21 protein-coding genes, 5 tRNA genes and 1 pseudogene are annotated in these 23,956 nt (G+C 70.6%); 10 read left to right on the top strand and 17 right to left on the bottom strand.

From position 1 onward, the window contains the following. Window positions 1-64: 64 nt before the first annotated feature. From ABT403_RS18945 to ABT403_RS18935, 3 genes are read right to left on the bottom strand one after another with little or no spacing between them, the layout of a single operon-like run. Entirely contained in the window at window positions 65-1,222 is a 1,158-nt protein-coding gene (locus ABT403_RS18945) for a D-alanine--D-alanine ligase family protein (RefSeq protein WP_344170410.1), read from the bottom strand. A gap of 39 nt (window positions 1,223-1,261) precedes the next feature. After that, complete coding sequence (locus ABT403_RS18940; protein ID WP_344170407.1) at window positions 1,262-2,272, bottom strand: NAD(P)H-dependent glycerol-3-phosphate dehydrogenase; 1,011 nt, start codon at window positions 2,270-2,272, stop codon at window positions 1,262-1,264. Further along, entirely contained in the window at window positions 2,269-3,021 is a 753-nt protein-coding gene (locus tag ABT403_RS18935) for a lysophospholipid acyltransferase family protein (protein WP_344170404.1), read from the bottom strand. Before ABT403_RS18935 ends, ABT403_RS18940 begins: the two co-directional genes overlap by 4 nt. 267 nt (window positions 3,022-3,288) lie before the next feature. On the opposite strand from ABT403_RS18935, the pseudogene cofC reads away from it, so the two are divergent. Beyond that, window positions 3,289-3,888 (top strand): annotated as a pseudogene (gene cofC / locus ABT403_RS18930) (2-phospho-L-lactate guanylyltransferase); the annotation flags it as partial. A gap of 300 nt (window positions 3,889-4,188) precedes the next feature. Here the strand turns inward: cofC and ABT403_RS18925 are convergent. From ABT403_RS18925 to leuC, 4 genes are all read right to left on the bottom strand, one after another. Continuing rightward, entirely contained in the window at window positions 4,189-4,872 is a 684-nt protein-coding gene (locus ABT403_RS18925) for an HU family DNA-binding protein (protein WP_344170401.1), read from the bottom strand. A 144-nt stretch (window positions 4,873-5,016) separates the two neighbouring features. Continuing rightward, window positions 5,017-5,244, bottom strand: a complete 228-nt coding sequence (locus ABT403_RS18920; protein WP_344170398.1) for an SCO5555 family protein — start codon at window positions 5,242-5,244, stop codon at window positions 5,017-5,019. 137 nt (window positions 5,245-5,381) lie between these two features. Next, window positions 5,382-5,975 carry a 3-isopropylmalate dehydratase small subunit gene (leuD, locus tag ABT403_RS18915; protein ID WP_344170395.1) on the bottom strand — a complete coding sequence of 198 codons (594 nt, stop codon included), beginning with the start codon at window positions 5,973-5,975 and terminating at the stop codon, window positions 5,382-5,384. Between the two features lie 3 nt (window positions 5,976-5,978). Then, window positions 5,979-7,403, bottom strand: a complete 1,425-nt coding sequence (gene leuC, locus ABT403_RS18910; RefSeq protein WP_344170392.1) for a 3-isopropylmalate dehydratase large subunit — start codon at window positions 7,401-7,403, stop codon at window positions 5,979-5,981. A gap of 121 nt (window positions 7,404-7,524) precedes the next feature. On the opposite strand from leuC, the gene ndgR reads away from it, so the two are divergent. Next, window positions 7,525-8,241 carry an IclR family transcriptional regulator NdgR gene (ndgR, locus tag ABT403_RS18905; RefSeq protein WP_007266782.1) on the top strand — a complete coding sequence of 239 codons (717 nt, stop codon included), beginning with the start codon at window positions 7,525-7,527 and terminating at the stop codon, window positions 8,239-8,241. A 159-nt stretch (window positions 8,242-8,400) separates the two neighbouring features. Here the strand turns inward: ndgR and ABT403_RS18900 are convergent. The 9 genes from ABT403_RS18900 to ABT403_RS18860 form a co-directional block, all read right to left on the bottom strand. Continuing rightward, window positions 8,401-8,473: transfer RNA gene (locus ABT403_RS18900), tRNA-Glu, on the bottom strand. 21 nt (window positions 8,474-8,494) lie between these two features. Next, window positions 8,495-8,566: transfer RNA gene (locus tag ABT403_RS18895), tRNA-Gln, on the bottom strand. A gap of 22 nt (window positions 8,567-8,588) precedes the next feature. After that, window positions 8,589-8,664: transfer RNA gene (locus ABT403_RS18890), tRNA-Glu, on the bottom strand. Window positions 8,665-8,725: 61 nt separating this feature from the next. Continuing rightward, window positions 8,726-8,798: transfer RNA gene (locus tag ABT403_RS18885), tRNA-Glu, on the bottom strand. Window positions 8,799-8,825: 27 nt separating this feature from the next. Beyond that, window positions 8,826-8,897: transfer RNA gene (locus ABT403_RS18880), tRNA-Gln, on the bottom strand. A gap of 88 nt (window positions 8,898-8,985) precedes the next feature. Continuing rightward, complete coding sequence (locus ABT403_RS18875) at window positions 8,986-9,714, bottom strand: HAD family hydrolase (protein WP_344170387.1); 729 nt, start codon at window positions 9,712-9,714, stop codon at window positions 8,986-8,988. Between the two features lie 198 nt (window positions 9,715-9,912). After that, on the bottom strand, window positions 9,913-11,388 hold the full coding sequence (gltX, locus tag ABT403_RS18870) for a glutamate--tRNA ligase (protein ID WP_344170384.1): 1,476 nt from the start codon (window positions 11,386-11,388) through the stop codon (window positions 9,913-9,915). Beyond that, window positions 11,381-12,172 carry a fumarylacetoacetate hydrolase family protein gene (locus ABT403_RS18865; protein WP_344170381.1) on the bottom strand — a complete coding sequence of 264 codons (792 nt, stop codon included), beginning with the start codon at window positions 12,170-12,172 and terminating at the stop codon, window positions 11,381-11,383. The genes gltX and ABT403_RS18865 overlap by 8 nt, the downstream gene beginning before the upstream one ends. Window positions 12,173-12,260: 88 nt before the next feature. Next, the gene (locus ABT403_RS18860; protein WP_344170379.1) at window positions 12,261-12,446 is read right to left on the bottom strand and encodes a hypothetical protein; all 186 of its coding nucleotides are present in this window, start codon (window positions 12,444-12,446) and stop codon (window positions 12,261-12,263) included. Between the two features lie 579 nt (window positions 12,447-13,025). Between ABT403_RS18860 and ABT403_RS18855 the strand changes: the two genes are divergently transcribed. The 8 genes from ABT403_RS18855 (at window position 13,026) to ABT403_RS18820 (ending at window position 23,479) form a co-directional block, all read left to right on the top strand. Further along, window positions 13,026-16,829: a sensor histidine kinase gene (locus tag ABT403_RS18855; protein ID WP_344170376.1), complete on the top strand. Its 3,804-nt coding sequence runs from the start codon at window positions 13,026-13,028 to the stop codon at window positions 16,827-16,829. A 9-nt stretch (window positions 16,830-16,838) separates the two neighbouring features. Continuing rightward, a complete protein-coding gene (locus ABT403_RS18850) occupies window positions 16,839-17,252 on the top strand; it encodes a roadblock/LC7 domain-containing protein (RefSeq protein WP_042820501.1) in 414 nt (137 codons plus the stop codon). 151 nt (window positions 17,253-17,403) lie between these two features. Continuing rightward, window positions 17,404-17,796 carry a DUF742 domain-containing protein gene (locus ABT403_RS18845; RefSeq protein ID WP_344170373.1) on the top strand — a complete coding sequence of 131 codons (393 nt, stop codon included), beginning with the start codon at window positions 17,404-17,406 and terminating at the stop codon, window positions 17,794-17,796. After that, window positions 17,777-18,358 carry a GTP-binding protein gene (locus ABT403_RS18840; RefSeq protein WP_079429943.1) on the top strand — a complete coding sequence of 194 codons (582 nt, stop codon included), beginning with the start codon at window positions 17,777-17,779 and terminating at the stop codon, window positions 18,356-18,358. Before ABT403_RS18845 ends, ABT403_RS18840 begins: the two co-directional genes overlap by 20 nt. A 292-nt stretch (window positions 18,359-18,650) precedes the next feature. After that, window positions 18,651-21,845, top strand: a complete 3,195-nt coding sequence (locus ABT403_RS18835) for a sensor histidine kinase (protein WP_344170361.1) — start codon at window positions 18,651-18,653, stop codon at window positions 21,843-21,845. Between the two features lie 10 nt (window positions 21,846-21,855). Then, window positions 21,856-22,269: a roadblock/LC7 domain-containing protein gene (locus tag ABT403_RS18830; protein ID WP_030037347.1), complete on the top strand. Its 414-nt coding sequence runs from the start codon at window positions 21,856-21,858 to the stop codon at window positions 22,267-22,269. 93 nt (window positions 22,270-22,362) lie between these two features. Then, window positions 22,363-22,917 carry a DUF742 domain-containing protein gene (locus tag ABT403_RS18825; RefSeq protein ID WP_344170358.1) on the top strand — a complete coding sequence of 185 codons (555 nt, stop codon included), beginning with the start codon at window positions 22,363-22,365 and terminating at the stop codon, window positions 22,915-22,917. Next, window positions 22,898-23,479, top strand: a complete 582-nt coding sequence (locus ABT403_RS18820) for a GTP-binding protein (protein ID WP_079429940.1) — start codon at window positions 22,898-22,900, stop codon at window positions 23,477-23,479. Before ABT403_RS18825 ends, ABT403_RS18820 begins: the two co-directional genes overlap by 20 nt. Before the next feature lie 158 nt (window positions 23,480-23,637). On the opposite strand, the gene ABT403_RS18815 is transcribed toward ABT403_RS18820, so the two are convergent. Next, complete coding sequence (locus tag ABT403_RS18815) at window positions 23,638-23,838, bottom strand: acyl-CoA carboxylase subunit epsilon (RefSeq protein ID WP_045951512.1); 201 nt, start codon at window positions 23,836-23,838, stop codon at window positions 23,638-23,640. Window positions 23,839-23,956: the final 118 nt, after the last annotated feature.

The raw sequence follows: 23,956 nt of genomic DNA, 5'->3' as shown, positions 1-23,956 counted from the left end.
GGTTCCTCCTGGCGGGCGGTCGGCTGTACCGGGGTCCCCCCCGGACGGAGTCCGGGGGATCCTGCTAGCGCAGGCCGGTGGAGCGGCGCAGGGCGGCCTGGATCAGGCGGTCCACCAGCTCCGGGTACTCGATGCCCGACTCCTGCCACATGCGCGGGTACATCGAGATCGGCGTGAACCCCGGCATCGTGTTGATCTCGTTGATGACGAAGTCGCCGTCCTCGGTGAGGAAGAAGTCGGCGCGGACCAGGCCCTCGCAGGACGCGGCCTCGAAGGCCTCGATCGCGAGCCGCTGGACCTCGGCGGTCTGCTCCGGGGTGAGCGGGGCGGGCACGAGTCCGGCGGCGGAGTCGATGTACTTCGCCTCGAAGTCGTAGAAGTCGTGGCTGGAGACCGGCGGGATCTCCGCGGGCGCGCTGGCGCGCGGCCCGTCCTCGAACTCCAGGACGCCGCACTCGATCTCGCGGCCGCGCAGCAGCGCCTCCACGATGACCTTCGGGTCGTGGCGGCGGGCCTCGGCGATCGCCGCGTCGAGGCCGGAGGCGTCGTCGACCTTGGTGATGCCGATGGAGGAGCCGGCGCGGGCGGGCTTCACGAACAGCGGCCAGCCGTGCTCGGCGGCGAAGTCCAGGACCTTGGCCGTGGCGGCGTCCCGGTCGGCGTCCCACTCACGGGGGCGGATGGTCACGTACGGGCCGACGTTCAGCCCGTAGGAGGTGAACACCCGCTTCATGTAGTCCTTGTCCTGGCCGACGGCCGAGGCGAGGACGCCGCAGCCGACGTAGGGGATCCCGGAGAGCTCCAGGAGGCCCTGGAGGGTGCCGTCCTCGCCGTAGGGGCCGTGCAGCACGGGGAAGACGACGTCGACCTCACCCAGTGCCTTGGGGACGGAGCCCGGCTCGGTGTAGACGACCTCGCGGCTGGCGGGGTCCACGGGCAGCACGACGGTGCCGTCCGGGGACTCCGCCAGCGACTCCACGTCGGGGAGCCGGCGGTCGGCGATGGCCATGCGCTCGGGCGCGTCGGCGGTCAGGGCCCACCGGCCGTCCGTGGTGATGCCGATGGGCAGCACCTCGTACTTGGACCGGTCGATGGAGCGCAGCACGGCGCCCGCGGTGACGACCGAGATGGCGTGTTCCGAGCTGCGGCCGCCGAAGACGACGGCGACGCGGGGCTTGCGGCCCTGCTGCTCAGGGGTCTGGGGGAGGTTCTCGCTGCTCATATCGGCACGAGGGTACCCGCTCAAACGTCCGGAAAGGTGTCAGTGACGTTCCGGTTTGGCACTGCGTCCCATGAGTTCCTTCAGCGCGACCAGGGTGGGCTTGCCGTGGTGGACGATGTCGACGACCGTCTCCGTGATCGGCATGTCCACCCCGTGCCGGCGGGCCAGATCGGCCACGGACTGGCAGGACTTGACCCCCTCGGCGGTCTGCTTGGTGACCGCGATGGTCTCCTCCAGGGTCATCCCGCGGCCCAGGTTGGTGCCGAAGGTGTGGTTCCGGGAGAGCGGCGAGGAGCAGGTGGCGACGAGGTCGCCGAGGCCCGCGAGGCCGGAGAAGGTGAGCGGGTCGGCGCCCATCGCCAGGCCCAGGCGGGTGGCTTCGGCGAGGCCGCGGGTGATGAGCGAGCCCTTGGTGTTGTCGCCCAGTCCCATGCCGTCGGCGATGCCGACGGCGAGGCCGATGACGTTCTTGACGGCGCCGCCGAGCTCGCAGCCGATGACGTCGGTGCTGGTGTACGGGCGGAAGTACGGGGTGTGGCAGGCGGCCTGGAGGCGCCGGGCCACGGCCTCGTCCACGCAGGCGACGACGGACGCGGCGGGCTGGCGGGCGACGATCTCCCGGGCCAGGTTGGGGCCGGTGACCACGGCGACGCGCTCGGCGGGGACCTTGGCCACCTCCTCGATGACCTCGCTCATGCGCTTGGCGCTGCCGAGCTCGATGCCCTTCATCAGGGAGACGAGCACGGTGTCGGGGGCCAGCAGCGGCGCCCATTCGGCCAGGTTGCCGCGCAGGGTCTGGGAGGGGATGGACAGGACGGTGAAGTCGGCGCCGCGCGCGGCCTCGGCCGGGTCCGTGGTGGCGCGCAGGTTCGCCGGGAGCTCCGCGCCGGGGAAGTAGTCCGGGTTGGTGCGGCCGGTGTTGATGGCGTCGGCGACCTCCGGGCGGCGGGCCCACAGGGTGACCTCGCAGCCGGCGTCGGCGAGGACCATACCGAAGGCGGTGCCCCAGGAGCCCGCCGAGAAGACCGCCGCCTTGACGGGACGCGTCACTTGGTGCCCTCCCCCGCGGCCTTGCGCCGCTGTTCCGCCCTGGCCTTGCGGTGGTCGTACGGCTCGTCGGGAGCCTTCTCGCCGCGCAGCTCCTCCAGGAGCTTGGTGATGTCGGCCATGATGGCCTCGGTGGCCCCCTTGAGGACGTCCGGCGTGGGGTCCTTGCCGTAGAAGGCCGAGAGGTCCACGGGGGGCCCGGCGAGCACCTGGAGGGTCTTGCGCGGGAACAGGCGGACCTTGTTCTCCTTGGCGTACGGCGGCATCGCGAGGTTGGCGCCCCACTGGGCCACCGGAATGACGGGGGCCTCGGTGATCAGCGCCACCCGGGCCACCCCGGTCTTGCCGGCCATCGGCCACATCTCCGGGTCCCGGGTGAGGGTGCCCTCCGGGTAAAAGGCGACGCATTCGCCGCGTTCGACGGCGTCCACGGCGGCCCGGAATGCGTCCAGGGCGTTGGTGGTCTCGCGGTAGACGGGGATCTGGCCCGATCCGCGCAGGATGGCGCCGACGAAAGGCACCTTGAAGAGCCCGGCCTTGGCGAGCAGGCGGGGCACCCGGCCGGTGTTGTACTGGAAGTGCGCGTAGGACAGCGGGTCCAGATACGAGTTGTGATTGACGGCGGTGATAAAGCCTCCGTCGGCCGGAATGTGCTCCATTCCCCGCCAGTCCCGCTTGAAGAGCACTACCAGCGGCGGTTTTGCGATGACCGCCGCCAGGCGGTACCAGAAGCCGATTCTGCGGCGGGACACTCGGAGCACCTTCCTCTAGGACCGGGGCATGGGCCGCCTCGCAGCGGTGGCTGGGGCGGCTCGCGACCTCTTGGGCCGGACAAGTGTCGCCCCGGGTCCGGTCTCTGTCGAGAACACCGTACGCCCCGCCCGGACCGGCGGGCCCCCCTCCGGCCGGTCCGGGGCGACAATGGGCCGACTGATGACCGGGCCGTGACCCGCCCATGGCCGGGGCGGGTACGGCCGCGCACCGCAGCGAAGGAGTCCGCCACGAACGCCGTATGGAGCCTGGTGGTCCCCCTGAAGCCCCTCGCCGTGGCCAAGAGCCGGCTGGCGGGGGCCGTCGGCGCCTCGCGGCCGGGGCTGGCCCTGGCCTTCGCGCAGGACACGGTGGCGGGGGCGCTGGCCTGCGCCTCGGTCGCGGATGTGGTGGTCGTCACGGACGACGTCGTCGCCGGGGCGGAACTCGCCCGGCTCGGGGCGCGGATCCTGCCGGACGCCCCGGGGGCGGGGCTCAACGCGGCCCTGGACCACGGCGCGCGGGCGGTGCGCGCCGGGCGGCCGGGGGCGCGGCTGGCCGCGATGAACGCGGATCTTCCGGCACTGCGCCCGCCGGAATTGCTACGTGTGCTCGATATCGCCTCCGCATTTCCCCGGGCATTTCTGGCGGATGCGGCGGGAATCGGGACGACTCTTCTTTCCGCCGGTCCGGACGTGGAATTGGCACCGGCGTTCGGCGGCCGCTCCCGGGCCCGGCATTCCGCCTCCGGTGCGATGGAAATAGCCCTGGCGGACGTCGAGAGCGTGCGCAGGGACGTGGACACGGGTCCGGACCTGCGCAGGGCCCTCTCCCTCGGCGTGGGCCGGCACACGGCCCGATACAGTGCGCTCATGCAGGCGACCGCGTACACGTACGACTCCCAGACCCGCAGCGGCAGCGTGCTGCTGGACGACGGCACCCCGGTGCCCTTCGGGGCCGAGGCCTTCGACGCGGGGGGCCTGCTGATGCTGCGCCCCGGGCAGCGGGTGCGCATCGAGACGGACGGCGAGGGCGCGGCCCTGCGGATCACCCTGGTCACCCTGCAGACGTTCTAGCCCGCCGCCCCACCGCTTCCGACCTGCGCGGGAACGCACCGCGGGCCGGCTTCCCCACGGGGGAAGCCGGCCCGGCGTGTGTGACTCGTGCCCTTACTTCTTGCGGGCGGTGGTCTTCTTCGCGGTGGCCTTGCGCGTCGCCGTCTTCTTGGCGGGCGCCTTCGTCGCGGTGGCCTTCTTGGCCGCCGGGGCGGTCTTCTTCGCGGTGGCGGTGGTCTTCTTGGCCGCCGCCGTGGCCTTCTTCGCCGGGGCCGCCTTCTTCGCGGCGGCCGTGGTCTTCTTGGCGACCGTGGTCTTCGCGGCCGTCTTCTTGACGGTCGCGGTGGCCTTCTTCGCCGTCGTCTTCTTCGCCGCGGTCTTGGTGGCCGTGGTCTTGGCGGCGGCCTTCTTGGCCGTGGTGGCCTTCTTCGCGGCGGCCTTCTTGACCGTGGCCGAGGCACCGCCGGTCAGGCTGCCCTTCGGGGCCTTCTTCACGGCCACCTCGTCGCCCTTGGGGAGCTTCTTGGTGCCGCTGACCAGGTCCTTGAAGCCCTGACCCGCACGGAAGCGGGGGACGGAGGTCTTCTTGACCCGGACGCGCTCACCCGTCTGCGGGTTGCGGGCGTAGCGGGCCGGGCGGTCCACCTTCTCGAACGAGCCGAAGCCCGTGACCGAGACCCGGTCGCCCGCGACGACCGCGCGGACCATCGCGTCCAGTACCGCGTCGACGGCGTCCGCGGCCTGCTGGCGGCCGCCCAGCTTGTCGGCAATCGCTTCTACGAGCTGCGCCTTGTTCACGTCTTCCCCTTCGGAGACCTCGCCAGAACGAATGTGTTCAAGCTTATTTCGCACGTTAGGCGGATATATACCGCAAATCAAACACGAAACGGGCTAATCACCCTAGTGCCGCAACGATGAGAGCCGTTACGGAGTTCCTTCGCATCAGTCGCCTTCAGGGAATCGACCCTCGTCGAGGTCCTTCATCAACCTGTCCAGGCGCCTTGCCGCATCGGCGAGATCATGCTTCGCCGCGGCAGTGGCGACCAACAGCTTCCGGGACAGCGCCATCCTTACGCCCTCCGGGACTTGCAGTGCGCGCACCCTTGCGTGTGCTTCTTTCAACCGGTCCGCGACGAGTTCGTAGAGCTCGAGTTGACTGTCGCGTTCCATGCACAGATTGTGCCATCTGGGGCGAGTTGTCGCCTCACGGGGCCTCAACATACGGCTGCGCCCCCCGCCGGAAGGCGGGGGGCACAGTGTTGCCGATGTGATCACCCGAGGGTGAATAAGCGCTGATCAGGCAGGAATCAGACGCGAATCGTACGCGGCTTGAAGGCCGGGCGGGTGCTTTCGTACGCGTCGATGTCGGCTTCGTTCTGAAGGGTGAGCGAGATGTCGTCCAGTCCTTCCAGCAGACGCCAGCGCGCGTTGTCGTCGAGTTCGAACTCCGCCTCGACACCCTCGGCTCGGACCTTCCGGTCGACCAGGTCGACGGTGATCTCGGCGGTCGGGTCGGCCTCGGTGAGTTCCCACAGCCGGTCGACGGTCTCCTGCGGCAGGACGACGGTCAGCAGACCGTTCTTCAGCGAGTTGCCGCGGAAGATGTCGGCGAAGCGGGAGGAGATGACGGTCTTGAACCCGAAGTTCTGCAGGGCCCAGACGGCGTGCTCGCGCGAGGAGCCGGTGCCGAAGTCGGGGCCGGCGACCAGCACGGTCGCACCGGCGCGCTCGGGGCGGTTGGTGACGAACTCCGGGTCCTTGCGCCAGGCCTCGAAGAGCCCGTCCTCGAACCCGTCACGGGTGATCTTCTTCAGCCAGTGGGCGGGGATGATCTGGTCGGTGTCGACGTTGCTGCGGCGCAGCGGGACGGCACGGCCGGTGTGGGTGGTGAAGGCTTCCATGGCTCAGACTCCGGCGGTGGCGTTGGCGTCGGACAGGTCGGCGGGCGAGGCCAGATGGCCCAGCACGGCGGTGGCGGCGGCCACCTGCGGGGAGACCAGGTGGGTCCGCCCGCCCTTGCCCTGCCGGCCCTCGAAGTTGCGGTTGGAGGTGGACGCGGAACGCTCACCGGGGGCCAGTTGGTCGGGGTTCATGCCCAGGCACATGGAGCAGCCCGCGTGCCGCCATTCGGCTCCGGCGTCCTTGAAGACCTTGTCCAGGCCCTCCTCGACGGCCTGGAGGGCGACCCGGACGGAGCCCGGGACGACCAGCATCCGTACGCCGTCGGCGACTTTGCGGCCCCCGATGATCCCCGCGACGGCGCGCAGGTCCTCGATGCGGCCGTTGGTGCAGGAACCTACGAAGACGGTGTCGACCTTGATCTCGCGCAGCGGCTGGCCCGCGGTCAACCCCATGTACTCCAGGGCCTTTTCGGCGGCCAGGCGCTCCGAAGCGTCCTCGTACGAAGCCGGGTCGGGGACGTTGGCGGACAGCGGCGCGCCCTGGCCCGGGTTGGTGCCCCAGGTGACGAACGGGGAGAGCGCGGAGCCGTCGATGACGACCTCGGCGTCGAAGACGGCGTCCTCGTCGGTGCGCAGGGTCTTCCAGTACGCGACCGCCGCGTCCCAGTCCTCGCCCGTCGGGGCGTGGTCGCGTCCCTCCAGGTAGTCGAAGGTGGTCTGGTCGGGGGCGATCATGCCCGCGCGGGCGCCGGCCTCGATCGACATGTTGCAGATGGTCATGCGGGCTTCCATCGAGAGCTTCTCGACGGCCTCGCCGCGGTACTCCAGGATGTAGCCCTGGCCGCCGCCGGTGCCGATCTTGGCGATGATCGCCAGGATCAGGTCCTTGGCGGTGACGCCCTCGGCCAGCTCGCCGGTGACGGTGATGGCCATCGTCTTCGGGCGGGCCAGCGGCAGCGTCTGGGTGGCCAGCACGTGCTCGACCTGGCTGGTGCCGATGCCGAAGGCCAGCGCGCCGAAGGCGCCGTGCGTGGAGGTGTGGGAGTCACCGCAGACCACGGTGGTGCCCGGCTGCGTCAGACCCAGCTGCGGGCCGACGACGTGCACGACACCCTGCTCCACGTCACCCAGCGAGTGCAGGCGGACACCGAACTCGGCGCAGTTCTTGCGCAGCGTCTCCAGCTGGGCGCGGGAGACCGGGTCGGCGATCGGCTTGTCGATGTCGAGGGTGGGGGTGTTGTGGTCCTCGGTCGCGATGGTGAGGTCCAGGCGCCGGACCTTGCGGCCGGCCTGCCGCAGCCCGTCGAAGGCCTGCGGGCTGGTCACCTCGTGCAGCAGGTGGAGATCAATGAAGAGGAGATCGGGCTCGCCCTCGGCGCGCCGGACGACATGGTCGTCCCAGACCTTCTCCGCGAGTGTCCTACCCATCGCTCTTTCCCTCCGGCTCACCGTCCCGGATCCAGTGGTTCGTGGACCCGTACATACAGACTCGCTGGTTCTTGGAAAATTTGAACTTGCGTTTCACAGTGTGAGACGTGAATATCGTTTCATGGACAACTCTAGCGGCGTCGGCGTTCTCGACAAGGCAGCTCTGGTATTGAGCGCACTGGAGTCCGGTCCGGCCACCCTCGCCGGGCTGGTCGCGGCGACAGGGCTCGCACGACCCACGGCACATCGCCTGGCCGTGGCACTGGAACACCACCGGATGGTGGCGAGGGACATGCAGGGCCGGTTCATCCTCGGACCGCGGCTGGCGGAGCTCGCCGCCGCGGCCGGCGAGGACCGCCTGCTGGCTACGGCGGGACCGGTACTCACGCACCTCCGTGACGTGACGGGTGAGAGCGCGCAGCTCTACCGGCGTCAGGGCGACATGCGCATCTGCGTGGCGGCCGCCGAGCGGCTGTCGGGCCTGCGGGACACCGTCCCGGTTGGCTCCACGCTCCCGATGAAGGCGGGCTCGGCGGCGCAGATCCTGATGGCCTGGGAGGAGCCCGAACGGCTCCACCGCGGCCTCCAGGGCGCGCGCTTCACGGCGACGGCCCTGTCCGGCGTACGACGCCGCGGCTGGGCCCAGTCGATCGGCGAGCGGGAGCCCGGCGTGGCCTCCGTCTCGGCGCCGGTGCGCGGCCCCTCGAACCGCGTGGTGGCCTCCGTGTCGGTCTCCGGCCCGATCGAGCGCCTGACCCGCCACCCGGGGCGCATGCACGCCCAGGCCGTGATCGACGCGGCCGCCCGCCTGACGGAGGCCCTGCGCCGCTCCGGCTGACCCTGCCCTGCTCCACCCCACCCCCGGGCCCGGGGGCGCGTACGACGCCGCACACGTCCGAACTCGCGCCTCCGGGCCCGTACTTGTACCCGGGCCCGGCACCCGTCCGGGAACGGCGAAGAGGCCCTCCGCGATGATCGCGGAGGGCCTCTCCTGATGTACCCCCGACCGGATTCGAACCGGCGCTACCGCCTTGAGAGGGCGGCGTGCTAGGCCGCTACACAACGGGGGCTAGCTTTACTGCGGTACTGCGCTGGGCTACCAGGACTCGAACCTAGAATAAGGGAACCAGAAACCCTCGTGTTGCCAATTACACTATAGCCCAATGGTCTAGACCAGCCAGACCTTGGTACCCCCGACCGGATTCGAACCGGCGCTACCGCCTTGAGAGGGCGGCGTGCTAGGCCGCTACACAACGGGGGCCCTAGCGATCCTGCATCAAAACCTCCGGGAGCGACCCTGGAGATCCTGCGGGAAGGATCTGTACCCCCGACCGGATTCGAACCGGCGCTACCGCCTTGAGAGGGCGGCGTGCTAGGCCGCTACACAACGGGGGCAAAGCACTGCGTTACTACTGCACTGCGCTGGGCTACCAGGACTCGAACCTAGAATAAGGGAACCAGAAACCCTCGTGTTGCCAATTACACTATAGCCCACCGAACTTCAAGACCCTGGGGCCCTTTCGTTTGGTTAGCGCCTCCGGTTCCCGGCCTCTCGGCCCGTCTCCCCGGCGCAGAAAGAACATTACCGGATGCCTGACCGTGCTCCAAAACGGGTATCAGCGGCCAGCAGCCCGGGGAGGCTCTCCAGCCCTTCGATCCGGTGTACGCCCTCCGGTCCGGGGCCCCTGCCCCCGTCCCGGTCGAGCCAGACGGCGGTCAGCCCCGCGTCGCGCGCGCCCCGCGCGTCGATCTCCGGCTGGTCCCCGACGTACGCCACCTCGCCCGGGAGGAGTCCGAGCGCCCCGCAGGCGGCCAGGAAGGCGGCGGCGTCGGGCTTGCTGACCCCCAGCTCGGCCGCGCACACCAGCACCTCGAAGCGGTCGCGCAGCCCGAGGTGGCGCAGCTTGGGGTCCTGGTTGGCCTCGGAGGAGTTGGAGAGCACCCCGTGGCGGTAGCGGCCGGCGAGGGCGTCCAGGGCGGGCAGGACGTCCGGGAAGACGGTCCAGGCGGCCTGGTAGTGCGCGACGTAGCGCTCGAACCAGGCGTCGGTCTCGTCGGCGGGCAGGGCGGGCCGGCCGAGGAAGTCCCGCACCCGGTCCTGGCGCTGGCCCTGGAAGGTGACCTCTCCGGCGGAGAAGCGCCCCCAGTGCAGTTCCGTGAGCCGCCGCCACAGGGCCAGGGCCTCAGCGGGGGTGCCGTAGCGTTCGGCGATCCCCTCGTCCCGCAGGTGCCGCGCCAGCCCGGCGGAATCGGCCCCCGTGTAGTCGAAGAGGGTGTCGTCGATGTCCCACAGCACGGCGCGGATCGGCATACCGGCGAGCCTACGCCCGGGCGGACGCGCGCGGGGGCGGTCCGGGAAACCCGGGCGCGGGGTGGGCCGCGTCACACGGACGGCCGGGTACGGTCCGCCCCCGGGCGGCCCGGGTGTGAGCGGTCTCACCGCCGGCCCCCGCGGAACGCCGAAGGGGCGGCAGCCGGATCGGCTGCCGCCCCTTCGCGAGGGCGCGGGTCAGGCGGCGAGCTTCGCCAGGGCCGCGTCGATGCGCGCGATCGAGCGCTCCTTGCCCAGGATCTCCAGGGACTCGAAGAGCGGCAGGCCGACGGTGCGGCCCGTGACGGCCACGCGGACGGGCGCCTGGGCCTTGCCGAGCTTGAGGCCGTGGGCCTCGCCGGCGGTCAGGACGGCCTGCTTGAGGGACTCCGGGTCCGACCAGTCGGCGCCGAGGAGGTTCTCGCGCGCCGTGGTCAGCAGGGCCGCCGGCTCGCCCTTCATGGCCTTGTCCCAGGACGCCTGGTCCTCGACGGGCTCCTTGAGGAAGAGGAAGTCCACGTTGGCGGTGATGTCCGAGAGGACGGTCACACGGGTCTGGGCGTGCGGGGCGATCCGCTCCCAGGCGTCGGCGTCGAAGTCCTCGGGGGCCCAGTTGGCGTGCGGGGCGCGCAGCCACGGCTGGCAGGCGTCCGCGAAGGCCTTGGGGTCCATCCGGCGGATGTGGTCGGCGTTGATCGCCTCGGCCTTCTTCAGGTCGAAGCGGGCCGGGTTGGCGTTGACGCCGTCGATGTCGAACTTCGCCACCATCTCCTCGATCGAGAAGACGTCCTGGTCCTTGGAGAAGGACCAGCCGAGGAGCGAGAGGTAGTTCAGCAGGCCCTCGGGGAGGAAGCCGCGCTCGCGGTAGAGGTTGAGCGAGGACTCGGGGTCGCGCTTGGAGAGCTTCTTGTTGCCCTCGCCCATCACGTACGGCAGGTGGCCGAACTGCGGGACGCCCGTGGCGACGCCGAGCTCCATCAGCGCCTTGTAGAGCGCGATCTGGCGGGGGGTGGAGGAGAGCAGGTCCTCGCCGCGCAGGACGTGCGTGATCTGCATCAGCGCGTCGTCGACCGGGTTGACCAGGGTGTACAGCGGGGCGCCGTTCGCCCGGACGATGCCGAAGTCCGGCACGTTCTCCGGGGTGAAGGAGAGCTCTCCGCGGACCAGGTCCGTGAAGGTGATGGTCTCGTCGGGCATCCGGAAGCGGACGATCGAGGTGCGGCCCTCGGCCTCGTACGCGGCGACCTGCTCGGCGGTCAGCTCGCGGCAGTGGCCGTCGTAGCCGGAGGGCTTGCCGGCGGCGCGGGCGGCGTCGCGGCGGGTGTCGAGCTCCTCGGTGGTGCAGTAGCAGTGGTAGGCGTAGCCGCCGTCCTGGAGCCGCTGCGCGACGTCCTTGTAGACGTCCATGCGCTCGGACTGCCGGTACGGGGCGTGCGGGCCGCCGACCTCGGGGCCCTCGTCCCAGGTGAAGCCGAGCCAGCGCAGGGAGTCGAGCAGCTGGACGTACGACTCCTCGGAGTCGCGGGCCGCGTCGGTGTCCTCGATGCGGAAGACGAACGTACCGCCGTGGTGGCGGGCGAACGCCCAGTTGAAGAGGGCGGTCCGGACCAGGCCCACGTGGGGGTTGCCGGTCGGGGAGGGACAGAAACGTACGCGGACGTTCGCGTTAGCCACGCTTGATCACCTTGTTGGTGAGAGTGCCGATGCCTTCGATGGTGACGGCGACCTCGTCGCCGACGTTCAGGGGGCCGACTCCGGCCGGGGTCCCCGTGAGGATGACGTCACCCGGGAGCAGCGTCATGGCCTCGCTGATGTGCACGACCAGGTCCTCGACGGAGCGGACCATGTCGCCGGTGCGGCCGAGCTGGCGCTGTTCGCCGTTGACGGTGCACTGGATCGCCAGGTCGGACGGGTCCAGGTCGGTCTCGATCCAGGGGCCGAGGGGGCAGGCGCTGTCGAAGCCCTTGGCGCGGGCCCACTGCTTCTCGCGCTGCTGGACGTCGCGGGCGGTGACGTCGTTGGCGCAGGTGTAACCGAGGATGACGTCCTTGACGCGCTCCTTCGGGACCTCCCGGCACATGCGGCCGATGACCACGGCGAGCTCCGCCTCGTGGTGCAGGTCCTGGGAGAAGGAGGGGTAGACGATCGGGTCTCCGGAGCCGACCACCGAGGTGGAGGGCTTGAAGAAGGTGATGGGCGCTTCCGGGAGCTCGTTGCCGAGCTCCGCCGCGTGCTCCGCGTAGTTGCGGCCCACGGCCACGACCTTGTTGGGGAGCACGGGCGGCAGCAGCCGAACCTTGCTCAGCGGGACCTTCGTGCCGGAGAGCTCGAAGTCCGCGAACGGGATGCCCTTGATGATGTCGAGGACGAGCTCGCCTTCGGACGCCGCGAGGGCAGTGCTGCCCTCGACCGCGCCGAACGCGACGTTGCCGTCGATCGAGAACCTGGCGATGCGCACCTGCTGCGTCTGCCCCTCTTGTGTTTCCGCTGGCTGGAGTCTGCGGACTCCAGGCTAACGCGGTGGGGGCCGGCGCTTCGCGCTCCTTTTAGCGCGCGGCGGCGGCCGGCGCGTCCATCAGGACGGTGCGGCGCGGGTTCGCGGTCTGGGTGGGCAGCTCGACGCGGTGCTCCGGGGTGGCCGGTGCCGCCTGCAGCTCCTCGGCGTCCTTGAGGTGCGCGAGGGTGGTCCGGCGGGGGTTGGCTATGTTGCGGATCATCGACGTCGTCTTCATCGGAGTTTCGGGCCCTCGGCTCGCTGGTGGGGTGTGGGTCGACTGCTGCGCCGGATGTGGCGCCAACCCTTTAACAGGCAAGGCTAAACATCCGAATCCCCGACTGAACCGGTTGGTAATAGCCACACTGGTGTGAGTTTCCTCACCAGTCAGCGGGCAATGCGGACATAACCGACAGTCAACTGGGGCCCCCGAAACGGACATTGCGCCACTGAATGCGCCATTCCGCTCCTGATCATCTCGACTGGGACACCTTGCCAGGCGCGAGCTTTGATTGACGTAAGTCCGATTCATCCCCATAGGACTTCCACGTCGCGTAGCCCGCCCGTCACAAGCCGTGAGCGGCTCGCCGGGGCGACACGCGCACCTTGTTGGAGATCCCCCACTGTGCTGGAATTCGCGAGACCGCCGCGGGTATCAGCCGGCGCGCAGGTGGCGCAAGAGAGCGCCGAGCGCGGTGGCATCGACAGGGAGACGCGCCGGTCACCGACGACCACCATGGGGCCGTCAGTGCCCCACGACTCGACACCGTTCCGCCGCTCATCCGGCGGGGCGCCTGGTCCAGAGGTTGCGACGCTAGTGCAGGGACGATTCAAGAGGGATGGCAAGGGGTCTCCCCAGGCCCTTCAGGGCCGAGGGGAAGCTGCGGCGGAGCAGGAGCCGCTCGGCGGGACCGACCGTGGCGCCTCGCCCCAGCACGCCCCGGGCCGCGGCCCGGCACTCGAAGGGGCGGGGCCCGACTCCACCCCCTCGGGGAAGGCCAAGGGCCGCGGGAAGTCCGGCAAGGCCCCCAAGGCCCCGAAGGCCGGCCGCTCCAAGGGCAAGGCCAAGACCGAGGCCGTCGAGCAGGACGAGGCGATACCCAAGGCCCCCAGCTCGGGTTCCCGTCTCGCGATGCAGAACTGGCGCATCAGCACGCGACTGGTGTCGCTGCTGACCCTGCCCGTCGTCGCGGCCACCACCCTCGGTGGCTTCCGCATCAACGACTCGCTCAACGACATCGCCCAGCTCGAGCACATGCAGCTGCTCACGACGATGACCCGGCAGGCCACCAACCTGGCCGCCATGCTCCAGGAGGAGCGGGACAAGTCGGCCGGTCCGATGTCGATCACCAAGGACGGCAAGGCCAACAGCCTCGTCCAGGGTGTCCGCGACCAGACCGACGCCGCCGCCAAGGCCTTCGCCGCCGCGACCGACAAGGTCGACAACGCGGAGGACAAGGACGAGACCCTCAAGTCGATCCGCAACAACATCCTGCAGATCGGCCGCCAGCTCACCGGCATCGAGGACATCCGCAAAAAGGCGTACATGAACGGCGCCCAGCAGACGGTCACCGAGTACAACGCCCTGATCGTCTCGCTGCTCTCGCTGTCGCAGGACATGGCCCAGGCCACCTCCAACCCGGAGATGATCAAGCGCACCCGCGCCCTGGCCGCCTTCTCCTCCGCCAAGGAGTACGCCTCCATCCAGCGCGCCGTCATCGCCGCCTCCCTCCTGGAGAGCAGCGACAAGCCCGGCAAGCTCGATGAGAACGACCGCCTCTACGGCCTCTCCGCGCTCCGCGGTGAGAGCCAGGCGAAGAAGACCTTCGAACTCGTCTACCAGGGCAAGCCCGAGGAACTCCTCGCGGCGCTCGGCGACGGCAACACCGAGATCGGCAGCGCCGACCACTACGCCCGCCGCGTCCTGAGCACCCAGGGGCAGTTCCTCAAGGAGAAGAACCGGTCCTGGATGGACTGGTACGACGCCGACGACACCAAGCTCCAGGCCATGAAGGTCATCGAGCTGACCCTGCTCGAGGACATGGAGCAGAAGGCCCGCGAGCTCAAGAACGAGTCGCAGCAGGACGCCATCATCAACGGTGCCCTGATCCTCCTCGTCCTCGGTGTCTCCCTCGTCGGCGCCTTCGTCATGGCCCGGTCCATGATCCGCTCGCTGCGCCGCCTCCAGGACACCGCGACGCGCGTCGCCCAGGACCGCCTGCCCGAGCTCGTCAAGCAGCTCTCGGAGTCGGACCCGCAGGACGTCGACACCTCCGTGGAGTCCGTCGGCCTGCACACCCGCGACGAGATCGGCCAGGTGGCCGCGGCCTTCGACGACGTGCACCGCGAGGCCGTCCGCCTCGCCGCCGAGCAGGCCCTCCTCCGGGGCAACGTCAACGCGATGTTCACCAACCTCTCGCGCCGCTCCCAGGGCCTCATCCAGCGTCAGCTGTCGCTCATCTCCGAACTGGAGTCGCGCGAGGCCGACCCGGACCAGCTCTCCTCGCTCTTCAAGCTCGACCACCTCGCCACCCGAATGCGGCGTAACGGTGAGAACCTCCTCGTCCTCGCGGGTGAGGAGCCGGGCCGCCGGTGGACCCGCCCCGTCCCGCTCGTCGACGTGCTCCGCGCCGCGGCGTCCGAGGTGGAGCAGTACGAGCGCATCGAACTGGCGGCGGTGCCCGGCACCGACGTCGCCGGCCGCGTCGTCAACGACCTCGTGCACCTCCTCGCCGAGCTGCTGGAGAACGCCACGTCGTTCTCCTCCCCGCAGACGAAGGTCAAGGTCACCGGTCACGCGCTGCCCGACGGCCGCGTGCTCGTCGAGATCCACGACACCGGTATCGGCCTGTCCCCCGAGGACCTCGCCGCGATCAACGAGCGGCTCGCGTCGCCGCCCACCGTGGACGTCTCGGTGTCCCGTCGAATGGGTCTGTTCGTGGTCGGCCGCCTGTCCCTGCGACACGGCATCCGCATCCAGCTGCGCCCCTCCGACTCGGGCGGTACGACCGCCCTCGTCATGCTCCCGGTGGACGTCGCCCAGGGCGGCAAGAAGCCGGGTCCGGCGGCGGGCCAGGGCGGCCAGGCCGGCGGCCAGGGCGCTCCCGGCGCCCAGGGTTCCGTCCCCGGCGGCGCGCGTCCCCCCGTGGGCGCGGGCCAGCAGCGCGGCCAGGTCGGCGGCGGCCAGCGTCCGGCGCTGCCCGGCCAGGGCGGTCCCGGCGGTGCGCAGCAGCGTCCGCAGGGCCAGGGGCCGCGTCCGCAGCAGGGCGGCCCCGCCGCCCCGACGGGCCAGGGCCAGGGCGGCTTCGGCGCCGGTGCCCCGCTGCCCGCCCGCGGTCAGGGCGGCCCCGCCGGCGCCCCGGGCGTCCCGGACAACAACCTCTTCAGCGGTCCGCAGGCCCGCCCCGCGGGTGTGCCCCACGCCTCCGGCCCCGGCGTCTTCCCGCCCCAGGGCGGCAACGGCACCGGCTTCGAGCGCCCGCAGCAGCCGCAGGGCGGCCAGGGCTTCGGCCAGCAGCAGCCCGGGCAGGCCCCGCAGCAGCAGCCGGCCCCGGGGGCCCCGGTCAAGCGCCGGCGCCCGCAGCTGCCGCCGCAGGGCGGCGCCGCCGGACGTCCGGAGCTTCCGGGCGCGGGCGGCCCGTCCGCCGGGATGCCGCAGGCCACCAGCTGGGGTGCCGGGCAGGCCGGGCAGGAGGCCCCGCGCGGGCACGACGAGCTGTCGGGCCCCGGCTCCACGGCGGAGTTCGCCCGCCCCGACTTCAACGCCCCGTACCCGCCGGCCGGCAACTCCACGACCGGCCAGTTCGAGCGGCCCGACGTACGCGGTCCCCAGGACCCGTCGGCGACCGGCCAGTTCGAGCGCCCCGACATACGCGGCGCCCAGGACCCGTCCACCACCGGGCAGTTCGAGCGCCCGCAGCCGGGCGGCCCCCTCGACCCGTCCACGACGGGCCAGTTCGCCCGCCCGGCGGGCCCCGGTGTGGGCGGGTACGCGGACCAGCAGCCGCAGGGCCGTCAGCCCGGCGGCTACGCCCCCGCGGCTCGCCCCGAGGCCCCGCAGCTGCCGCAGGCGTACCAGCCCGAGGCGCTGCCGCCGGCCCAGGCGCAGCCCGGTGGTGAGGTGCGCAGTCCGATCTTCGATACGCTGGAGTCGAACTGGTCCGGCCAGAACGGCGGACAGCCCGCCGGACAGGCGCCGGCCGTTCCGCAGCAGCCCCAGCAGTCGCCGGCCCCTCAGCAGCAGCAGCCGCTGCCGCAGCGGGGGCAGGAGCTCGCGGCCGAGCCCGCCACGGCGGTGACCGGCAGCACGCCGACGGTCAGCTGGCGGTCCTCCCCGAACGACGAGCTGATGCGTCAGGCCGAGCGCGTGCGCCAGCCCGCCGCGGGCGGGATCACCACCTCGGGGCTCCCCCGGCGGGTGCCGCGGGCCAACCTCGTCGCCGGTACCGCCCAGCAGCAGGACGAGGCACCGGCCGGGCCGCAGGTGTCGCGCGCCCCGGACGACGTGCGCGGCCGTCTCACCAACCTCCGACGCGGTATCCAGCAGGGACGGCAGGCCGGCGGTTCCGGCCCGGCGACCGGCAGTTACCAGATCGACCCCACTTACCAGCAGGAGCGATAGTTGAGCTCGATGAGCCAGGCGGCACAGAACCTGAACTGGTTGATCACCAACTTCGTGGACAACACCCCCGGGGTGTCCCACACCGTGGTGGTCTCCGCCGACGGACTCCTTCTGGCGATGTCCGAAGGGTTCCCGCGTGACCGCGCCGACCAGCTGGCGGCCGTGGCCTCCGGTCTGACCTCGCTGACCGCCGGGGCCTCCCGGATCTTCGAGGGCGGCGCCGTCAACCAGACCGTGGTGGAGATGGACCGGGGATTCCTCTTCCTCATGTCCGTCTCCGACGGGTCCTCGCTGGCCGTCCTGGCGCACCCCGAGTGCGACATCGGCCTCGTGGGCTACGAGATGGCCCTCCTCGTGGACCGCGCCGGCAACGTCCTCACCCCGGACCTGCGCGCGGAGCTCCAGGGAAGCCTGCTCACCTGACACCCCCTCCCCCGGCCGGACGGTACTTCCGGCCGGGGGGACCGGGACCGCGTCCCGGAACCCCAGTACCCCCGAAGGCCGTCATCAAGTCCCCCCACCGGCCGCCCCGTCAGACGGCACGCTGACCACTGCTGTCCAGCCCGGAGGATCAATGACCCCGCCCCCCGCCTACTCCGATGCGTACGAGGATTCGTACTCGGAGGGCGACCAGCCGCTGGTGCGTCCGTACGCCATGACCGGCGGCCGGACCCGGCCGCGCTACCAGCTCGCCATCGAGGCGCTGGTCAGCACGACGGCAGACCCGATGCACCTGTCCGGCCTGCTGCCGGAGCACCAGCGCATCTGCACCCTGTGCCGCGAGGTGAAGTCGGTCGCGGAGGTCTCCGCCCTGCTGTCGATGCCGCTCGGTGTGGCCCGCATCCTCGTAGCCGACCTGGCGGAAGCCGGCATGGTGGCCATCCACCAGCCGGGCAATGGAGAGGCCGGCGGAACGCCGGACGTAACGCTGCTCGAAAGGGTGCTCAGTGGACTTCGCAAGCTCTAACGGCGGTGCCGCTCGCTCCACCACCTCCGCGAAGATCGTGGTGGCGGGCGGCTTCGGCGTGGGCAAGACCACGTTCGTCGGCGCGGTCTCCGAGATCAACCCGCTGCGCACCGAAGCCGTCATGACCAGCGCCTCGGCCGGCATCGACGACCTCACCCACACCGGTGACAAGACGACCACCACGGTCGCCATGGACTTCGGCCGCATCACCCTCGACCAGGACCTGATCCTCTACCTCTTCGGCACCCCCGGACAGGACCGCTTCTGGTTCATGTGGGACGACCTCGTCCGCGGCGCCATCGGCGCCGTCGTCCTCGTCGACACCCGACGCCTCGCCGACTGCTTCCCCGCCGTCGACTACTTCGAGAACAGCGGCCTCCCCTTCGTCATCGCCCTCAACGGCTTCGACGGACACCAGCCCTACACCCCCGAAGAAGTACGCGAGGCCCTCCAGATCGGCCCCGACGCCCCCATCATCACCACCGACGCCCGCCACCGCGGCGACGCCAAGAGCGCACTCATCACCCTCGTCGAACACGCCCTCATGGCACGGCTGAAGTAACACCCGTTACCGGGCGATACGCGGAGGCGGGCTGTGTCATAGGACACGGCCCGCCTCTGGTGTTCATAACGTTTCGACAGAGAATTGCCCACGGGCGGACACGGCGTGCGTTCGCCCGGTGCCGCTGTGCGCACAACTGGCCCTGTTTTTGCCGCAGCTCGCTCTTTATGTCCGTTTTATGTGGGACGTAAGGCTCTGGGAACGGCTGATTCCAACTGTTTGGAACACGGCGCTTCATCGTGCTGGAATTCAACGAACTAGCTAGTAGCACCGCCGAGAGGTTGTTGGTCGAGTGAGGCGAAGCAACTCGAGCCCCGCGGATGAACCCGCGCGCGGCAACTTCACCCCGCCGCCCCGCGCGGCCACGTCGTCCGTCGACGTGCCCGTGGAACCACCCTCGGGCGGCGGCAGCACCAGCAAGCTCTCCCCGCGCAACTGGCGGGTGCCGACGCGTCTGAACGCCATCCTCCTCGTGCCCGTCCTCGTCGGACTGGTCATGGGCGGCTTCCAGGTGAAGGGCTCCATCGACACCTGGAACGAGGCCAAGGACGCCGAGAAGACCGTCCGCATCGTCCAGGCGGCGGCCGAGTACGGCCAGGCCCTCCTCAACGAGCGCGACCTCAGCGCCGAGCCGCTCCTCAAGGGCGACCGCGCCAACGAGGCCGTGGCGAAGGCCTACGCGGCCACCGACGCGGCCAAGGCCAAGTTCGCCGCGGCCGTGAAGGACATGCCGAAGAAGCAGGGCCTGGAGCGCCGCCTGGAGCTCTTCCGCCAGGAGGAGCCGAAGCTGGAGCAGGTCCGCAAGACGGCCTACGCCGTCCCGGAGACCGCGAAGAAGAACCTCCCCTCCGCCGCCGGCCCCGTGCCGACCGAAGAGGGCTACGTGCTGGTCCAGCACTACCTGATGCAGTTCTCCAACGAACTGGGCCTGGGCACCGGCAACGTCACCAGCTACGGCCGCATGGTCTACGCGGTCGAGCTGGCCAAGGCGGCCAACTCGCTCCAGCGCTCCATCGGTACGCACCTGCTGGTCCGCCCGAACGAAGACGAGAACGTCCGCAAGGCCCAGCTCGTCGCCTTCTCCTCCTACGCCTACCTCGAAGAGATCGCCGCCGGCGAGTACGTCGCCGCCGGTACCGAAGAGGACACCAACCGGCTCAAGGAGGTCATGGGCAAGAAGTCCCAGGAGGGCGCCGCCAAGCTCGCCCAGGCCAAGCAGGCCGCCGAGCAGGCCGGCACGCCCTTCAAGACCCCGCCCGTGGTCAACGGCTCCGCCCTCACCGGTATGACCGAGGCGATAGCCGGCGGCGACAAGCCCGCCAAGCTCGCCCTGATCGGTGTCACCCCGCAGGCCTGGCAGGCCGCCGCCACCGCCAAGTTCGACGGCTACGCCGAGGTCGAGCAGGAACTCCTGGACAAGGCCGTCAAGGACACCGTCACCGTCTCCGACAAGGCCCAGCAGGACGCCATCCTGACCGGCGCCATCGTGGTCGTGGCCCTCCTCGCCGCCTTCATCCTGGCCGCGATGATGGCCCGCCAGATGAGCCGCTCGATGCTGCGCCTGCGCACCTCCGCCTTCGACGTCGCCGAGCAGCGCCTGCCGATGCTCGTCGACCAGCTCTCGCGCACCGACCCGGGCAAGGTCGACACCCGTGTCGAGCCGATCCCGATCAACTCCCGCGACGAGATCGGCGAGGTCGCCCGCGCCTTCGACCAGGTCCACCGGGAAGCGGTCCGCCTCGCCGCCGAGCAGGCGCTCCTGCGGGGCAACGTCAACGCGATCTTCACGAACCTCTCCATGCGCAACCAGTCGCTGATCGAGGGCCAGCTGACCCTCATCACCGACCTGGAGAACAACGAGGCCGACCCGGACCAGCTGGAGAACCTCTTCCGCCTGGACCACCTGGCCACCCGTATGCGCCGCAACGGCGAGAACCTCCTCATCCTCGCGGGTGAGAACCCGGGCCGCCGCTGGGACCAGCCGGTGCCCCTCGTGGACGTCCTGCGCGCCGCCTCCTCCGAGGTGGAGCAGTACGAGCGCATCGAGCTCTCGGGCGTCTCCGAGGCCGAGATCCACGGCCAGGCCGTGACCGACCTCGTGCACCTGCTCGCCGAGCTCCTGGAGAACGCCACCACGTTCTCCTCCCCCCAGACCAAGGTCCGGGTCAACGCCACGCGTCTGCCCGACGGCCGCGTGATGATCGAGATCCACGACAAGGGCATCGGCCTCACCGCCGAGGACTTCGCGGACATCAACCACAAGCTGGCCAACCCGCCGACCGTGGACGCCGCGATCTCGCAGCGCATGGGTCTGTTCGTGGTCGGCCGGCTGGCGGACCGCCACAGCATCCGCGTCCAGCTGCGCCCCTCGGGCGAGCAGGCCGGCACCACGTCGCTGGTCATGCTCCCCGACGCCATCACGCACGGTGGCGGTGGCGAGGGCATCCCGGACGACGACTTCACCGTCTCCTCGATCATCCCCGAGCAGCAGACCCAGCAGGCCGCCCCGCTGCGCACGGCCGCCGAGCTCGGCTTCGACGACTCGCGCTACGACGGCTCCGGCGGCCAGGAGAAGGCGGCCGACCCGGTCGTGCGCTCCCTGGGCCGTGAGGAGCGCCGGGCCGCCCTGGAGGCCCAGCTCAACTTCGGTCCGGAGCAGGGCCGGCAGGCGGAGCAGCAGTACTCCCCCGAGGGCTATCCGGAACCTCAGCCGGAGCACGCTTACCAGCCGTACCAGGAGTACGAGCAGCCGTCCCCGCAGGGCTTCGAAGCCCCGTACGAGGAGCAGGCCCAGCAGCAGTCCTACGAGGCGTTCCCGGATCAGGGCTATGCCTATCCGGAGGCCGGCTACCAGGACCAGCAGCAGCCCGCGCAGGCGTACGACGGCGGCTACGCTGAGCAGTCCCCGCAGGCCGTATGGCCTGAGCAGAACACCTACTCGGAGCCCTACCAGCCGGACTACGGGAGCGAATCGGAACCCCCGGCCGCTCCCGAACCGGCCGTGGACCGCGTAGGCTTCGACCGTCCGGGCGCCGCTGCCGACGCCGGTCACGAGTTGACCGGAGCGGGCCTGCCGCGACGCGGCAGCCAGCAGCAGTGGGGTTCGGGCCAGAAGGAAGCGGAGCCCACCGGTTCCCTTTTCGAGGCGAGGCCGCAGCGACAGCAGCAGCCCGCCGAACCGACGAGGGCCCCGGAGGACGAGACGGCCGGCGCGGGCTGGCGTTCGACGAACGACGAGCGCTGGCAGCAGGCCGGCAAGCTCCGTGAGCCGAAGGCGGGCGGGGTCACCTCGTCCGGTCTCCCTCGGCGGGTGCCCAAGGCCAACCTGGTCGAGGGCGCTGCGGAGACGACCCCGCAGGGCGGCCCCCAGGTCTCCCGCGCCCCGGAGGACGTGCGCGGCAGGTTGAGCAACCTGCGCCGTGGTGTCCAGCAGGGACGCAGCGCGGGTTCCGAGCAGTCAAGTAACAGCTATGACCAGGAGCGTTAGTGTGAGCGCGATGAGCCAGGCGGCGCAGAACCTGAACTGGTTGATCACCAACTTCGTGGACAACACCCCCGGGGTGTCCCACACGGTGGTGGTCTCCGCCGACGGCCTTCTGCTGGCGATGTCCGACGGATTCCCGCGCGACCGCGCCGATCAGCTGGCGGCCGTGGCCTCCGGTCTGACCTCGCTGACCGCCGGAGCCTCCCGCATCTTCGAAGGCGGAGCCGTCAACCAGACCGTGGTGGAGATGGACCGGGGATTCCTCTTCCTCATGTCCGTCTCCGACGGGTCGTCTCTGGCGGTGCTCGCGCACCCCGAGTGCGACATCGGCCTCGTGGGCTACGAGATGGCCCTCCTGGTGGACCGCGCGGGCAGCGTCCTCACCCCGGACCTGCGCGCGGAGCTGCAGGGAAGCCTTCTCAACTAGCAAACAGGCAGTGCGTTTCGCGTCATCGCACCGTAGGGTGCGGTGGCGCGGTTCCACAGGGAGTACTGCGTTCTTGGAGTCGGAGGAGGAAACGTGACAACACCCGGAGGACATCCTTATGGCGGCCAGCAGCCGCAGGGTGGGCACGACCAGAACCGCTTCAACTTCCCCTCCGCTCCCAGCCGGCCCATGCCGGAGCAGAACCCCTACGCGCAGCAACCGTACGGCCAGCCCCAGCAGCCCCAGGCGCCTCACCGGCTTCCGCAGCAGCCCCCCCGGGCCTCGCAGCCGCAGGCTCCCAAGGCGCACAACCCGCTGGTGCGTCCGTACGCGATGACCGGCGGCCGTACCCGGCCGCGCTACCAGCTCGCCATCGAGGCGCTGGTCAGTACCACGGCGGATCCCGCCCGGCTGCAAGGGCAGTTGCCCGAGCACCAGCGCATCTGCCGCCTGTGCCAGGAGATCAAATCCGTAGCGGAGATCTCGGCACTTCTCTCCATTCCTCTTGGTGTCGCCCGCATCCTCGTAGCCGACCTGGCGGAGGCGGGCCTTGTCGCCATTCACCAGCCCGGCGGCGACGAGTCTGCCGGCGGTCAGCCAGATGTGACACTGCTCGAAAGGGTGCTCAGTGGACTTCGCAAGCTCTAACGGCGGAGCGGCTCGCTCCACCACCTCCGCGAAGATCGTGGTGGCGGGCGGCTTCGGCGTGGGCAAGACCACGTTCGTCGGCGCGGTCTCCGAGATCAACCCGCTGCGCACCGAAGCCGTCATGACCAGCGCCTCGGCCGGCATCGACGACCTCACCCACACCGGTGACAAGACGACCACCACGGTCGCCATGGACTTCGGCCGCATCACCCTCGACCAGGACCTGATCCTCTACCTCTTCGGCACCCCCGGACAGGACCGCTTCTGGTTCATGTGGGACGACCTCGTCCGCGGCGCCATCGGCGCCGTCGTCCTCGTCGACACCCGACGCCTCGCCGACTGCTTCCCCGCCGTCGACTACTTCGAGAACAGCGGCCTCCCCTTCGTCATCGCCCTCAACGGCTTCGACGGACACCAGCCCTACACCCCCGAAGAAGTACGCGAGGCCCTCCAGATCGGCCCCGACGCCCCCATCATCACCACCGACGCCCGCCACCGCGGCGACGCCAAGAGCGCACTCATCACCCTCGTCGAACACGCCCTCATGGCACGGCTCCGGTAACCGGGACGCAGCTGCGGAAGGCCCCCGTGCCCTGGCACGGGGGCCTTCGCCGTACCCGCGGTCACGGGGCGGCCTCATCCGTCCGCGCGACGGCGCCCACGGCACGACGAAGGCCCCGCACCGTGAACGGTGCGGGGCCTTCGGACGTGCGGTGCTGCTCAGCCCTGCCAGCTGTGCGGGGCCTGGAAGCCCCGGCTGCGCTCCAGCCGGCGCCAGCCGGCGGTGGAACGGCGGGTCGGGGCGGCCTCCTCGGGGGTGGCGGCGGCGCGGGCGAGCAGGATCGCGGTGATCGCGGCCAGCTCCTCGGGGGCGGCGTTGCCCTTCTCGACCTTCAGCAGGGTGTCGGTGGCGGTGCTCATCGTCGGCAGGTCTCCTCGACTCTTTACTGCGGCGGGTTGCCGTGCTTGCGGGACGGCAGGTCGGCGTGCTTGGTGCGGAGCATCGCGAGGGCGCTGACGAGCACCGCGCGGGTTTCGG

Source organism: Streptomyces sp. NPDC000075, from assembly GCF_040301925.1.
GTDB classification, from domain to species: Bacteria; Actinomycetota; Actinomycetes; order Streptomycetales; family Streptomycetaceae; genus Streptomyces; species Streptomyces polychromogenes.
Note: the sequence above shows the minus strand (reverse complement) of the source record. Positions and strands in the feature narration are given on the sequence as shown.

Coding starts and splice junctions, on each gene's coding strand:
- ABT403_RS18945 (WP_344170410.1), bottom strand. CDS start 1,222: ATGAGCAGCGAGAACCTCCCCCAGACCCCTGAGCAGCAGGGCCGCAAG.
- ABT403_RS18920 (WP_344170398.1), bottom strand. CDS start 5,244: ATGGAACGCGACAGTCAACTCGAGCTCTACGAACTCGTCGCGGACCGG.
- leuD (WP_344170395.1), bottom strand. CDS start 5,975: ATGGAAGCCTTCACCACCCACACCGGCCGTGCCGTCCCGCTGCGCCGC.
- leuC (WP_344170392.1), bottom strand. CDS start 7,403: ATGGGTAGGACACTCGCGGAGAAGGTCTGGGACGACCATGTCGTCCGG.
- ndgR (WP_007266782.1), top strand. CDS start 7,525: ATGGACAACTCTAGCGGCGTCGGCGTTCTCGACAAGGCAGCTCTGGTA.
- ABT403_RS18875 (WP_344170387.1), bottom strand. CDS start 9,714: ATGCCGATCCGCGCCGTGCTGTGGGACATCGACGACACCCTCTTCGAC.
- ABT403_RS18860 (WP_344170379.1), bottom strand. CDS start 12,446: ATGAAGACGACGTCGATGATCCGCAACATAGCCAACCCCCGCCGGACC.
- ABT403_RS18850 (WP_042820501.1), top strand. CDS start 16,839: ATGAGCCAGGCGGCACAGAACCTGAACTGGTTGATCACCAACTTCGTG.
- ABT403_RS18845 (WP_344170373.1), top strand. CDS start 17,404: ATGACCCCGCCCCCCGCCTACTCCGATGCGTACGAGGATTCGTACTCG.
- ABT403_RS18830 (WP_030037347.1), top strand. CDS start 21,856: ATGAGCCAGGCGGCGCAGAACCTGAACTGGTTGATCACCAACTTCGTG.
- ABT403_RS18815 (WP_045951512.1), bottom strand. CDS start 23,838: ATGAGCACCGCCACCGACACCCTGCTGAAGGTCGAGAAGGGCAACGCC.